This window comes from Clostridium sp. OM05-5BH, assembly GCF_003481505.1.
Taxonomy (GTDB): domain Bacteria; phylum Bacillota; class Clostridia; order Lachnospirales; family Lachnospiraceae; genus Otoolea; species Otoolea fessa.
The window spans coordinates 124,471-137,675 of sequence record NZ_QULJ01000002.1 but is presented as its reverse complement, the minus strand read 5'-3'; the positions used below and the strand labels follow the sequence as shown (position 1 = coordinate 137,675).

Sequence of the window (13,205 nt, the reverse complement as noted above, 5' to 3'; positions counted from 1 at the left end):
GCTTATACCAGCTTCGCTAAAATGCCGTTGATAAATGCCGGTGAATCATCGCCGCCGAACTTCTTCGCCAGCTCGACCGCCTCATTGATCGCTACCTTCTCCGGTACATCGTCATCGTGCTTGATCTCGTATAATGCCAGGCGCAGGATCGTCAGTTCCACCTTGCCCATACGGCGGGTAGTCCATCCCTGTGCAACCCCATCGATTGCCTTGTCAAGCTCCGGAAGCACATCCAGAATCTTCTCAACCTTGCTCTTTACGTATCCACCGTCAAAGGTGTCTAACATCGGATTATGGATGATATCGCCGATTCCGCTCGGAACATCGTCCTCCTCTTTCGGCTCTGTAAAATATACATCCACCTGCTCCTGCATCTCATCCGTCGGGTAAAAATCCGCACAGAAAAGCAGCTTAAAGCAATGTTCTCTCAGTTCTCTTCTGGTCATACTAATCCTCCTGTTACCTGTTTCTATCCGTCTGATACGCCCGATTTGCTGCCTCGGTATCGCAAATATCCCTTTCGTAATCCGCTGCAATCGTTTTCTGAATATCCACAGTCTTTCCTGCATAATTGTTATATTTCTACTATTCTAATGTATCATTATACCGTATCCCCGGTTTTTTCACAAGAGTTTGAGAAAAAGAATCCGCCAAAGTTACTGTTCACGGGTAGGCACTTTTGGAACCGAAAGTGCCGTAAGAAAACGTGGTGGCAGCAGGAATTTGCCGTATTTAAATGCGAAGCCACGGCAAATTCCGTTACTGGGCACGTATGCGTGAACAGTAACCCGCCAAAAAAGCGGCATCCCTGCTGAAGCAGAAACGCCGCTTTTATATCGTTTACAATCTTATCGATTGCTTATGCTATCCAATTTTTATTCATCCACGCTGTAGTTCGGAGCCTCTTTTGTGATGTGGATATCATGCGGATGGCTCTCTTTTAAGGATGCTGCGGAAATCTTGATGAAACGTCCGGTCTCCTGAAGAGTCGGGATATCCGATGCGCCGCAGTAACCCATACCAGCACGCAGACCGCCGAGCATCTGGAATACGGTATCTTCTACCATTCCCTTGTATGCAACACGTCCTTCTACACCCTCCGGAACGAGTTTCTTCGCATCGCTCTGGAAGTAACGATCCTTGCTGCCGTTCTCCATCGCTGCGATGGAACCCATGCCGCGGTATACTTTGTATTTTCTTCCCTGGTACAGCTCAAAAGTTCCCGGGCTCTCATCGCATCCTGCAAACATGGAACCCATCATGCAGACGCTGCCGCCTGCTGCGATCGCCTTCGTCAGATCGCCAGAATACTTGATACCACCGTCTGCGATGATCGGAATGCCGTACTCTTTGGCAACTGCATAGCAGTCCATAACAGCGGTGATCTGCGGAACACCGATACCTGCTACGACACGGGTCGTACAGATGGAACCCGGTCCGATACCAACCTTGACCGCGTCAACGCCTGCCTCGATGAGAGCTTTCGTTGCCTCTCCGGTCGCTACGTTACCTGCGATTACCTGCAGATCCGGATATGCTTCCTTGATCATTCTGACACAGTGAAGAACATTCTCAGAATGTCCATGTGCAGAGTCGAGAACAACTACGTCTACTTTTGCTTTCACCAGGGCTTCCACACGATCCAGCACGTTTGCAGTGATACCTACTGCCGCGCCGCAGAGCAGACGTCCCTGTGCATCCTTTGCAGAGAACGGATACTTGATCTGTTTCTCAATATCCTTGATAGTAATAAGACCCTTGAGGTTAAAATCTTTGTCCACGATCGGAAGCTTCTCGACACGTGCCTTGGCAAGAATCTTCTTTGCCTCCGTCAGGGTGATGCCCTCCGGAGCGGTAACCAGATGCTCAGAAGTCATGCACTCTTTAATCTTCTTGGAGAAATCTTCCTCGAACTTGAGGTCACGGTTTGTGATAATACCAACCAGTTTTCTTCCCTCTGTGATCGGAACACCGGAAATCCTAAACTTGCCCATCAGCTCATCCGCATCCTTTAATGTATGCTCTGGGGATAAATAAAACGGGTCAGTGATTACACCATTCTCAGAACGTTTTACTTTATCGACCTCCTCAGCCTGCGCCTCGATCGACATGTTCTTGTGAATAATACCAATTCCACCCTGTCTTGCCATTGCAATCGCCATGCGGTGCTCTGTAACCGTATCCATGCCGGCACTCATCAGGGGGATGTTCAGCTGAATCTTCTTGGTCAGATGTGTCGTCAGGTTTACCTGATTCGGAATAACCTCAGAATAGGACGGCACAAGCAGGACATCATCAAATGTAATGCCATCGCCAATAATCTTACCCATTATATTACCCTCACTTTCGTAAATTTTAAACACTGGACATTGAAAACTGTCTGATGTTAATAATTGATTTTAGCAAGTTTTTTGAAATATGTCAACCGGAGAATAAAGGGGTTGACGATAGAATTTACTTACGCCATTTAATTAGCGTATCTTATAAATAATACCAATCAGATAAGTATTAATAATGCAGTCATCCTTAGCCTCATTTCCCTGCCAATTTTTTACCCAAAAAAGAAGGACTGCCACACCTTCGCATAGCAGTCCTTCTCTCCCCTGGCAGCTGCCTGTCAGAGATTCTTTCTATAAATTACCATTTTTATTTTCTACATTCGATACTGCATCTCTGATGTAACATCTTCCGCCATTTTCCGGCTCTCTTACTTACATCATGCCGCCCATGCCAGCGCCTGCTGCCGGACCTGCCGGTGCATCTTCTTTGATGTTGGCAACTGCGGACTCGGTTGTAAGCAGGGTAGATGCAACGCTGGTTGCGTTCTGCAGGGCACTTCTGGTTACCTTTGCCGGATCCAGGATGCCTGCTTCTACCATATCTACGTATTCCTCATTGTAAGCATCGTAACCTACGCCTACCGGGGACTCTTTTACCTTGTTGATGATAACAGAGCCTTCCAGACCTGCGTTTGCTGCGATGTGGAACAGCGGAGCTTCCAGAGCTTTCAGGACGATACGACCGCCGGTCTTCTCGTCGCCTTCCAGTCCATCTACTACCTTCTGAACTTCTGCTGCTGCGTGAACATATGCAGATCCGCCGCCTGCGATGATGCCTTCCTCAACAGCTGCCTTTGCTGCGGACAGGGCATCTTCCATACGCATCTTAGCTTCCTTCATCTCAGCCTCGGTCGCTGCACCAACACGGATAACAGCTACGCCGCCAGCCATCTTAGCCAGTCTCTCCTGCAGTTTCTCACGGTCAAAATCAGAAGTGGTTTCCTCAATCTGAGCCTTAATCTGAGCCACACGGTCTGCGATGGCTTTCTTATCGCCGCAGCCATCTACGATGATGGTGTTCTCTTTCTGAACCTTAACGGATTTCGCACGACCAAGCTGATCCATGGTGGTATCCTTTAATTCAAGTCCCAGTTCCTCGGAAATAACAGTACCGCCGGTCAGGATTGCGATATCCTTTAACATTTCTTTTCTTCTATCGCCGTAACCCGGAGCCTTCACACCAACAACGGTGAAAGTACCTCTCAGCTTATTGACAATCAGGGTGGTCAGCGCCTCGCCCTCAATGTCCTCAGCGATGATGAGCAGCTTGGAACCAGACTGTACCAGCTGTTCCAGCAGCGGCAGAATCTCCTGAATGTTGGAGATCTTCTTATCGGTAATTAAGATGTACGGATCGTCCAGAACGGCTTCCATCTTCTCCATATCAGTTGCCATGTATGCAGATACATAGCCACGGTCAAACTGCATGCCTTCTACCAGATCAAGCTCGGTCTTCATAGTCTTGGACTCTTCAATGGTAATAACACCGTCTTTGGAAACCTTCTCCATCGCGTCTGCTACCATCTGGCCTACTTCCTCATCAGCGGAAGAGATAGCAGCGACTCTTGCGATATCTGCCTGGCTCTTAACGTCCTTCTTCATGCCTTTGATTGCCTCTACGGCTGCATCTGTGGCCTTCTTCATACCCTTTCTCATGATGATCGGGTTAGCACCTGCTGCCAGGTTCTTCATACCTTCGTTGATCATCGCCTGGGCCAGAACGGTTGCGGTTGTAGTACCATCACCAGCTGCATCGTTGGTCTTGGTTGCTACTTCCTTCACCAGCTGTGCGCCCATGTTCTCAAACGGGTCTGCCAGCTCGATCTCCTTCGCAATGGTCACACCATCGTTGGTAATGAGCGGAGCGCCGAAGGATTTATCCAGAACTACGTTTCTGCCTTTCGGTCCTAATGTAACTCTTACGGTATCTGCTAACTGATTTACGCCCGCTTCCAGGGCTTTTCTGGCTTCTACGCCATATTTAATTTCCTTTGCCATGGTTATCAACCTCCATAATTTTCTTGAATAAACGTTCCGATCAGCATCTGTCTTCCAGACATCCTGCCCATCGATTAACCGATAACAGCCAGAATATCATTCTGTTTTACAATGACATATTTCTCATTGTCCAGCTCAACTTCTGTGCCTGAGTATTTCGAATAGATAACTTTATCGCCAACCTTTACCTGCATCGTGATTTCTTTTCCATCTACCACTCCGCCAGGACCAACCGCGATTACCTCTGCCTGCTGCGGTTTCTCTTTTGCCTGACCCGGAAGAACGATACCTGATTTGGTCGTCTCCTCTGCAACTAACTGCTTTAATACAACTCTGTCAAATAATGGTGTTAACTTCATTATTGGCTCCTCCTTATCCATCCAAATTTATTCCATCTGATTGCTTTTCTTTCGTAATCAGATATGTATCTTCTTCTTACGAAGTATGTTATAACACGTTCTGTTAGCACCGTCAAGTGTTGAGTGCTAAAATTTTAGTAAATTTTACGGGGAGAACTGAAATATTCCATTTCTCCCCGTTCTATTAATTGCTCTCCTCAAATGCCTTAATCGCCGCAACCGTTTTCTCATAACACTCTTTTACCGATGCAAAATCTGCCTCGTATCCGGTCAGTTCTCTGCCTCTCAGTTTTTCGGTCAGCGCTGCGCTTACCTCATAGAAGGCATCAAAGCCCAGGTTCAGACAGATTCCTTTCAGGGTATGTGCCGCGCGGAATGCTTTCTCCGCATCCTTTTCTTTTAATCCATCCTCCAGATCCTGAAAGCTGGAATCGCTCAGAAACTTGATGGCAAATTTTTCCACCAGCGCCACACCTCCAAAGCGTTTCTGAACTCCTTCAAAATCCCCGCCCATTTCTTTGTAGCATTCCTGAATTGTCATGACAGCCTCCTGTTATTTCTCTTCCTCAGTTTTCATACGGCTCAGCTCCTCGCCCGCAGTTCCATACTCTTTTTCAATCGCCTGCGTCACCGCGCCGAAAAACTTCTTCTGTGAATTGTCATAATGTTCAAATTTCTTATTTTTTCGCTCCGGATCACTCATCTCACTCCGGTATGCTGCCTCCTGCAGCTCCTTTTTAATAGGATCCTGAATCTCACACAGGCACTCAAGCAGGAGCGGGTTAAATGTACCACACTCTCCGTTGCAGATCATCTGCACCGCCTCCTCATGAGAATAAGCCTTTTTATAGACGCGCTCACTTGTCAGCGCATCATACACATCCGCCAGCGCCACCACCTGCGCTGAGATCGGGATCTCCTCCCCTTTTAGACCATCTGGATATCCTTTTCCATCATAGCGCTCATGGTGCCAACGGCAGATCTGGTACGCCACTTTCATCAGCGGCTCATCCTCATACATCTGAAGATTCGCAAGCATGTCCGCACCGATCACTGTATGTTTTTCCATGATCTTACGCTCCTCCGGCGTCAGACGACCCGGTTTATTCAAAATCTTCTCGTCAATTCCGATCTTTCCGATGTCATGCAGGGATGATGCCGTGCTGATCAGCATCCGGTTCGACCAGGACAAGGGATATTTGTCCGTCTTCTTGACGAGCTGTTCCAGAATCATCGTCGTCAATATATTAATATTGAGTACGTGCATACCGCTCTCGCCATTTCGAAATTCCACGATCTCGCTCAGAACACTGATCAGCATCCGGCTATTCTTCTCTTTCTCAAAAACCTGGTTCGTCACCATTGCCACCAGGCGGCGCTGTTTCGCATACAATTTGATCGTATTTAAGACACGCCGGTGTACAACCTCCATATCGAACGGGCGCTTGATATAATCAGAAACTCCCCACTCATACGCCTGCTTGATGACCTCGCCCGAATCTTCGCCCGAAATCATGATAACCGGGATATCCCCGATCAGGTTGTTGCGGTTCATGTATTCCAGAACCCCGAAGCCGTTCATCCCCGGCATGACGATATCGAGAAGAATCAGGGAAATCTTCGTCTCATAACGGTTCAGCATGTCGAGACATGCTGAACCATTTTCTGCCTCCAGAATCTCGAATTCGCCTTTCAGCATTTCTGAGAGAATCATACGGTTCATCTCCGAATCGTCCACGATCAAAATGCGGTAACGACTCGCATTGCGCCGCCCGGCTACCACGATCTCCTCCGGTGTCCACTGTCCATCTTTCTCAGTCACAATCATGTTCTTGGAGGTCTTCGCCTGATACATAAATTCGTCCGCCCGGCACATCGCCTTCCCGACTGTCTCCCCGTTCGTCAGCGTACCGCCGATGCTGACTGACAATTTCAGTTGCGGATATCCTTCAACACTCATGTTGCAGATCAGATCCTGTATCCGATGCAGCTTCTCAACAAATGCCTCCAGACTGATGCCCGGCATCACAAGCAGGAATTCATCCCCGCCATAACGCACCAAGCGGTCCGTCTTACGGATACAGCTTATAATCGCCGTCGACACCGTCACCAGCACTTTATCGCCCGCCACATGCCCATATATATCATTGTAGGTCTTAAAATCATCCAGATCGAGCATCGCGATACCGGCATCCATCCGCTGCTCTTTTAACTGATCTTCAAAATATCTCCGGCTGTAGCTCCTCGTCAGTGCATCCGCATACAGCTCGCGCCTGTAGTGTGCAAATTTCTTAACGAGTGCTTCTCTTCCCTCTGCGTCAAGAAGTGTCTCATCATCCAGACAGGAAATCATCTCCACCACACAGGGAACTCCATCCACCTCCAGATACTTCGCGATGACCTGATACATCTTCAGACCGATAAATTCAAGCTTCATGCACTGTCCCTTCATCGCAAGCGCGCGCTGTGCCGCACAATTCTCACAATTCTTTCCTTTTTCCCAGAACGAATAGCATTTGCAGTCCTCGGATCGGAGTTCCCCGTTCCTCACGTCCATCTTATGGAGTAGATCTTTATCTAAAATACGTACAACCGTAAATATCCTTTCCATCTGTGCAATCATTTGTTCCAATTCCTGCGCCGTCATCTTTGTATTCAAATTCATCATTTTATTTTTATCACCACCTAGCAAATATATAATTTTATTCTACATGATTTCCGGTATGACAACAAGCATTTTTCTCATGCTTCCTGTACATAATTACCGCCCCTGTGTTACTGTTCACGCATACGTACCCCGTAACACGTGATTCACACACTTCCCGTTGTTCACAAAAGATTCCCTTTATTTTTTAGGCGTTTCGTATTACAATAAGGATATCGAATCGTATAGAGAGGAGTATCAACCATGGCAAAAAAACATTTTGGTAAATTACTGACACTGGCAGCTATCGTCGGCGCTGCAGCAGCTGGTGTTTCTTACGTCTTACAGTATAAATCATTCCACAAGGAACTGGATGAGGATTTCCACGACTTTGAAGATGATTTCGATGATTTTGACGATGCCGGCGATAAAGAAGCTTCCAAGGCTTCTGATACAGCTGCCTCCGAACGCAGCTATGTTTCCTTAAATCCGGAGAAAAAGGAAGCTCCGGCTGAGACTCCAGAGGAAACTTCTGAACATTCTGAGGAAAGCGAAAAAGCTCCGGCTGATGCAGATGTCTCTTCCGAAGAACCAGTCAAAACAGAAACCGTCCGCGCAGATGCTCCGGTTTCCGAGGACGGCGAATCTTCTTCCGAGAAAGAAGATTCCGACGCAGCCCCGGATGACAGCACAACCGTGACGGTTGAGGAAATCACAGAATAACACAGGAGGATTCTTTGCATGATACAAAGTCTTCTCCGCGCGATGGAACTTCTGGAACTTTTAAAAGAAGCCAACCACAAATATTCCATCGCAGAACTTTCCGAATCAACCGGGCTTCCGCCCAGCACAATCCACCGGATTTTGCAGACATTTTGTGAAAAAAAATACGTGATCCGCGATGAACACGCGCACACCTACCAGCTTGGTCCCGCCCTCATCTCTCTCGGTCGGGCGGCGGCTGACAATGTGCGGATTCAGGATGCGGCGCTTCCGATTCTCAAGAACCTCTCCTACTGTACCCGTGAGGATTCCTATCTGATCATCCAGGTTGGCGACAAGGGACTGGTACTTGACAAAACGGACGGTCCGAACCACCTCAAGGTCGTCGAAGAATTTGGCTATGAGATGGATCTGCACTGCGGTGCGATCCGCAAAGCGCTTCTGGCTTTCCAGAGCGACGAATACATCCGCCGCTATCTGGACACACGCTTAACCCGTCCTGAGGCATTTCCAAAGGCGGATCCCGCAGAATTGGCAGAAGAACTCCGCACCATCCGTGAGAAGGGCATTGCCGTTTCCCACGGCGAATACGTCCCGGATGCAGTCGGGATCGGTGCTCCCATTTACGGTATTGACGGACGCATTTCCGCTTCGGTCGGAATCATCGCACCGTATTCCCGTATTGAAGATGACACACATCTTCTGCACCTGCAGGATCAGGTCCGCCACAGTGCGGCAGAATTATCCTATTATATGGGACATACATTTAAGCAGGAGAAATAAAGGAGATTTCACTTTATGATTAATAAACGCTTATTTTTAGCAGGCTTAACAACCGGTCTTCTCTCCCTCTCCGCCGCTTTCCCGGCGATGGCAGGAAGCTGGAAAAATGGAGCTGGTGACAATGCTGCCCGCTGGTGGTACGACAACGGTGACAACACCTGGGCGGCAAATGGCTGGCGCTGGATCGACGGCAACCAGGACGGCGTCAGCGAATGCTACTATTTCGACGCCGAAGGCTGGCTTCTAACCTCCACCACGACACCGGACGGCTACACTGTAAACGCAGACGGCGCCTGGACGGTAAACGGCATCGCTCAGAGCCGCCAGACCGCGGCTTCCAATGAATTCGATAACGAAAGCTGGGACGATTTCCAGAACAGCTCCTCCAAAAAGACGAAAAAAACAGCCACCAGCTCCAGCAGGACGCCAGATTCCGGAAGCTCTGACTCCAGCACCGGCTCATCCGAAGATTCTTCCAGCGATGATAGCAGCAATTCCAACGGAAGCTCCGGCAGCCACAGCAATTCCGGAAGCTCCGGTCCGTCCAAAGAAACCTCTTCTACTTCCGGAGACAAAAAGCCGGATGCTCCAAAGAAGAACTCCAAACAGGAACCAGGCAGCGGCTACCGCCAGGGGTCTGTGACGGATGAGCAAATTGCAAATAATAGTTCTTCTGACTCCACTAAGGAATAAATAAATGTATGCCGCAAGGCGCACCAAACAAACGCCCCCGCAAGAAAATCTCCTGCGGGGGCGTTTCTATCTCATCATTCAGTTTCCCAAACGAATCTTCTATTATTTCTGAAGTGCAAGAACGTCAGCGAATGCCTGAATAGCAGTGCTTGCCTGACCGAAGTCTCTCATCTGCTGGTCGATACCCAGTTTGATGTGCGGAACGCCTGCATCGTTCAGAGCTTTCTTCAGGTATGGATACTCCATCTCCTCCGGATCACAGAACTGCTGCATAAACAGTACCAGACCCTGAGCGCCGCTCTCTTTAACCATGTTAGCTACGAACTCACCACGACGGTTCTTGTCAGATTCCGGATCGTACAGAAGTACTTCGTAATCGATGTTAGCGAACTGTTTAGCCAGTGCTCTAACCGGATCCAGCTCGTCTTCCGGAGCGTCTACACGGAAGGAACGTGTCTCATGTGCTACATCATCTGCAGCGATAGCGATGTTGTTCTCTTCGAAGATAGAAAGCAGCTTCGGATTATCACAGATAATACCGGAGGTAACAACCTTGGTTCCCTTCCAGTCACAGACAGGAAGTTTAGCCAGCTCTGCGTTCAGCTCGTTCAGCTTTGCAGTGTATTCCGGCTTCTCCATGAAGTAGAATGCCTTCAGAACTGCGGAACGTTTGGTTGGTGTGATAACATCACAGTGCTCGTTAGCCAGTTTTACGAACTCACGGCGAGCTGCACGGCTCTTGTTGTATACAACGATAGCATCCTGGATGTCAGAATCAGTAATCTTTCTTCCAGCGATCTCTTCCAGATCAGCTTTTACATGGTTGTACTGATCGATACAGAACTGAAGACCAAACTCTTCGAAACGGTTCTGCGGATGAGCTAAGAAGATAACTTTCATCTTGTCGCCCATAGCTACACGGAAGTTCTGGCTCATCGGACGAAGAGTATCACAGATAGTAGGTGTGATAATACCGTCTAACTGATCCATAGTTCCATCCAGCAGCATCTCCAGAGCTAACTGAGCGATGGTGCAGTAGAAAGTAGCGCAGTACTCTTTTGCACGGCTGATGGTCTTAGTGTTGGAACCCCACATACCCATCGGAACGATACCAGCGGCATATACAAGCTCTTCCGGAGCGTAGTAAGGAAGAACACCAACTACTTTTTTGCCCTGAGCTTTATATTCAGCAAGCTGCTGCTTCGGAGTTGCAGCTTTTACCTTAAATTCTTCTAATAATGCGTTAACACTCATGGTTATTTAGCCTCCTTTGCCTGCTTATTTGCTTCCATTGCCTCAACCAGACCCTCTACACGAGTCTCGTACTGAGCAGCATTGAAGTTACGCGGGTCAGCCTGATCGCCGTCGAAACCAGCACACGGGATACCCAGGTCAGCAGTAAAGCGACGCTGCATCTCAGCCATGTAACCACTCCACGGTTTACAGCTTCTGTTGTAGTGAACCAGAACGCCATCTACCTTGTTATCACGGCAGATGCCTTCACGCCAGTCAACACCCTGCTCGATGCAGACAGAGTTCGGAGCTTTGTAGTAAGCACGAGCCATCTCATCGATGTTGTTGTAAACGAAACCAAATGCCGGAGCATATACAACGGCAGTAACGTTTACACCGTGGGTCTTCAGCGGTTTGAACAGAGCCGGCAGTTTCGGCCAGCACGGAATACCCTCGAACATAACACGGTATTTCTCCGGGAACGGAGTTGTGGTCTCACCCTTCTTAACTGTCTCTTCCAGGTCTTTTGCAAGTAATTCAAAAGCATCACCAGCAGCTACAGTAGCACGTGCAGTTACAACGTCTGCCATGTGGTTGAACAGGTCAAATCCACTGTATGGAGCCGGTTTGTACTGCAGGAAATCACAGACTTTCAGCCAAGCCTTAGCGGTACGGTTAGCGTTTGCACAAGCCTGCTCGAACTTCTTCTCGTCGAACTTCTTGCCTGTCAGCTCTTCCAGCTGTTTGATCGCTTTGTCGAACTGAGCGCGAACGTATTTAACATTCTCATCATGAACTTCTACTGTATTGTTGTACGGGATATCGATCATGATCAGCGGAATGTTACACATACGAGCGATGTTCTCATACCATTTTGTCATACAGTTACAGATGTTGTTGCAGCAAAGAACGAAATCCGGCTGCGGAATACGCATCTGACGAATCGGAGAAATAGCCTCAAGACGTTTCTCTTTTTCCGGACCATCCGGGAGTTTTTCAATCTCAAGCAGGTTGTCCAGCTGCAGATACGGAGTCTGAGTCTTCGGATCCTTCTTCGGTTTTCCGTCTTCACCCATCACTACGTTGCCGTCAGCATCTTTTAATGGTTTACCTGTGCTCGGATCGATGATGTATTCACCAGTCTCCGGATCATACTTACGGGATACACGTACACCAGCTGCATATGCAAGGCTGATACGAGCGTAACCGCAGATATCGTTGTCATATCCAAGATCCTCAGCTGCCTGGCACATCAGCTCACCGTAACGGTTAGCTGCGATACCAGCTGCCTGATTCTCCGGATACATAACGTGTAAATCAAATGCTGCTGCAAGCTCACACGGGAATTTGGAAGAAGACCATCCAACTAACTCGCCTCTTGCTTTGGCCTCACGCGCCTCTTTGTGTACGTCATCTACGACTTTACGAAGCGCAAGAACACCAGGACTAACTTGTTTTGCCATAATAATTATCCTCCATTCTTAAAAATTAACTTAGTTACTTCTGACGGCTGGCTACCTGATATGCCATCAGGGCTGCGCCAAGCGCGCCGTTATACTGTGTCAGCGGGGATGTACAAATCTTTACGCCAAGCTCAGCCTCAAGCGCATCTACTACGCCCTGGTTCTGAGCCACACCGCCTGTCATAACGACATCCGGCACTACACCGATTCGGTGGGCAAGACCCGTGACACGATGAGCCACTGAACGATGAATACCGGCAATGATATCACATTTATCCGTTCCCATCGACAACTGGCTTATAACCTCACTCTCTGCAAAAACCGTACAGGTGGAACTGATTCCTACCTGCTTCTTGGACATAGCGCCAAGACGGCCTAGATCACTTACCTCAACTTCGAGAACGCGAGCCATAACATCCAGAAATCTTCCGGTTCCGGCTGCACACTTATCGTTCATCTGGAAGTTTGTCATGACACCGTCCTCAACGCGAAGAACCTTCACGTCCTGACCGCCGATGTCAATTACGGTATGAACCTTCGGGAAAAGGAAATAAGCGCCCTTTGCATGACATGACAGCTCACTCATCTGCTTATCGGCAATTCCGTCCATCAGAGATGTACGTCCATAACCGGTAGCCAGTGTGAATGCCATATCTTCTTTCTTGAGGCCTGCATCTTCCAGAACTGCCTCGATGGCACGGCTTGGACCGCTGGTACCTGCTCCAACGTCAATCAGAGACTTACCTACGATCTCCTTGCCATCCTTCAGGATGATACATTTGGAAGCTGTAGAGCCTACGTCGATACCTAAAGTGAAAATTTCGCTCATGATGTATCTTTTTCCTTTCAATACTGACTTTCTATGCCTGATTTTTGTTTCAACGATGTTTTGGCAGATCCGTGCTATCACATCGTCTCCACCCATCATAATACCACAAAATCAACTAAAAGTCGCTGTAAAATCTTGAAA

12 protein-coding genes are annotated in these 13,205 nt (G+C 48.4%); 3 read left to right on the top strand and 9 right to left on the bottom strand.

Going from position 1 to position 13,205, the window contains the following annotated elements; genetic code table 11:
- Window positions 1–2 precede the first annotated feature (2 nt).
- The 6 genes from nusB to DXB70_RS03095 form a co-directional block, all read right to left on the bottom strand.
- Entirely contained in the window at window positions 3–446 is a 444-nt protein-coding gene (gene nusB / locus DXB70_RS03120; protein ID WP_107000295.1) for a transcription antitermination factor NusB, read from the bottom strand.
- A 429-nt stretch (window positions 447–875) separates the two neighbouring features.
- A complete protein-coding gene (guaB, locus tag DXB70_RS03115; RefSeq protein WP_022359938.1) occupies window positions 876–2,330 on the bottom strand; it encodes an IMP dehydrogenase in 1,455 nt (484 codons plus the stop codon).
- Window positions 2,331–2,711: 381 nt separating this feature from the next.
- Window positions 2,712–4,337 (bottom strand): chaperonin GroEL, encoded by a 1,626-nt coding sequence (gene groL / locus DXB70_RS03110; protein ID WP_022359939.1) that lies wholly within the window; start codon window positions 4,335–4,337, stop codon window positions 2,712–2,714.
- Window positions 4,338–4,411: 74 nt separating this feature from the next.
- Entirely contained in the window at window positions 4,412–4,696 is a 285-nt protein-coding gene (locus DXB70_RS03105) for a co-chaperone GroES (RefSeq protein ID WP_022359940.1), read from the bottom strand.
- 184 nt (window positions 4,697–4,880) lie between these two features.
- Complete coding sequence (locus DXB70_RS03100) at window positions 4,881–5,237, bottom strand: Hpt domain-containing protein (RefSeq protein WP_107000297.1); 357 nt, start codon at window positions 5,235–5,237, stop codon at window positions 4,881–4,883.
- Between the two features lie 12 nt (window positions 5,238–5,249).
- Window positions 5,250–7,364 carry a diguanylate cyclase gene (locus tag DXB70_RS03095; RefSeq protein ID WP_347559581.1) on the bottom strand — a complete coding sequence of 705 codons (2,115 nt, stop codon included), beginning with the start codon at window positions 7,362–7,364 and terminating at the stop codon, window positions 5,250–5,252.
- Between the two features lie 240 nt (window positions 7,365–7,604).
- Between DXB70_RS03095 and DXB70_RS03090 the strand changes: the two genes are divergently transcribed.
- The 3 genes from DXB70_RS03090 to DXB70_RS03080 are packed head-to-tail and all read left to right on the top strand — an operon-like array spanning window position 7,605 to window position 9,539.
- A complete protein-coding gene (locus DXB70_RS03090; protein ID WP_107000298.1) occupies window positions 7,605–8,063 on the top strand; it encodes a hypothetical protein in 459 nt (152 codons plus the stop codon).
- An 18-nt stretch (window positions 8,064–8,081) separates the two neighbouring features.
- Window positions 8,082–8,846 carry an IclR family transcriptional regulator gene (locus tag DXB70_RS03085; protein WP_107000299.1) on the top strand — a complete coding sequence of 255 codons (765 nt, stop codon included), beginning with the start codon at window positions 8,082–8,084 and terminating at the stop codon, window positions 8,844–8,846.
- A gap of 15 nt (window positions 8,847–8,861) precedes the next feature.
- On the top strand, window positions 8,862–9,539 hold the full coding sequence (locus DXB70_RS03080; protein ID WP_107000300.1) for a choline-binding protein: 678 nt from the start codon (window positions 8,862–8,864) through the stop codon (window positions 9,537–9,539).
- Window positions 9,540–9,641: 102 nt separating this feature from the next.
- Here DXB70_RS03080 and hgdB read toward each other — a convergent pair whose 3' ends face one another.
- Genes hgdB through hgdC form a run of 3 tightly spaced genes read right to left on the bottom strand, consistent with a single transcriptional unit; the run spans window position 9,642 to window position 13,064 of the window.
- Window positions 9,642–10,793: a (R)-2-hydroxyglutaryl-CoA dehydratase subunit beta gene (gene hgdB / locus DXB70_RS03075; protein WP_107000301.1), complete on the bottom strand. Its 1,152-nt coding sequence runs from the start codon at window positions 10,791–10,793 to the stop codon at window positions 9,642–9,644.
- Window positions 10,794–10,795: 2 nt separating this feature from the next.
- Window positions 10,796–12,235 (bottom strand): (R)-2-hydroxyglutaryl-CoA dehydratase subunit alpha, encoded by a 1,440-nt coding sequence (gene hgdA / locus DXB70_RS03070; protein ID WP_107000302.1) that lies wholly within the window; start codon window positions 12,233–12,235, stop codon window positions 10,796–10,798.
- Window positions 12,236–12,269: 34 nt separating this feature from the next.
- Complete coding sequence (hgdC, locus tag DXB70_RS03065; protein WP_107000303.1) at window positions 12,270–13,064, bottom strand: (R)-2-hydroxyglutaryl-CoA dehydratase activase HgdC; 795 nt, start codon at window positions 13,062–13,064, stop codon at window positions 12,270–12,272.
- Between the last annotated feature and the right edge of the window lie 141 nt (window positions 13,065–13,205).

Bases quoted from the DNA above. Each gene is read 5' to 3' on its own strand.
- hgdA (WP_107000302.1), bottom strand. From the start codon at position 12,235: ATGGCAAAACAAGTTAGTCCTGGTGTTCTTGCGCTTCGTAAAGTCGTA.
- DXB70_RS03080 (WP_107000300.1), top strand. From the start codon at position 8,862: ATGATTAATAAACGCTTATTTTTAGCAGGCTTAACAACCGGTCTTCTC.
- DXB70_RS03090 (WP_107000298.1), top strand. From the start codon at position 7,605: ATGGCAAAAAAACATTTTGGTAAATTACTGACACTGGCAGCTATCGTC.
- nusB (WP_107000295.1), bottom strand. From the start codon at position 446: ATGACCAGAAGAGAACTGAGAGAACATTGCTTTAAGCTGCTTTTCTGT.
- DXB70_RS03085 (WP_107000299.1), top strand. From the start codon at position 8,082: ATGATACAAAGTCTTCTCCGCGCGATGGAACTTCTGGAACTTTTAAAA.
- DXB70_RS03095 (WP_347559581.1), bottom strand. From the start codon at position 7,364: ATGATGAATTTGAATACAAAGATGACGGCGCAGGAATTGGAACAAATG.
- guaB (WP_022359938.1), bottom strand. From the start codon at position 2,330: ATGGGTAAGATTATTGGCGATGGCATTACATTTGATGATGTCCTGCTT.
- groL (WP_022359939.1), bottom strand. From the start codon at position 4,337: ATGGCAAAGGAAATTAAATATGGCGTAGAAGCCAGAAAAGCCCTGGAA.
- hgdC (WP_107000303.1), bottom strand. From the start codon at position 13,064: ATGAGCGAAATTTTCACTTTAGGTATCGACGTAGGCTCTACAGCTTCC.
- DXB70_RS03105 (WP_022359940.1), bottom strand. From the start codon at position 4,696: ATGAAGTTAACACCATTATTTGACAGAGTTGTATTAAAGCAGTTAGTT.
- hgdB (WP_107000301.1), bottom strand. From the start codon at position 10,793: ATGAGTGTTAACGCATTATTAGAAGAATTTAAGGTAAAAGCTGCAACT.
- DXB70_RS03100 (WP_107000297.1), bottom strand. From the start codon at position 5,237: ATGACAATTCAGGAATGCTACAAAGAAATGGGCGGGGATTTTGAAGGA.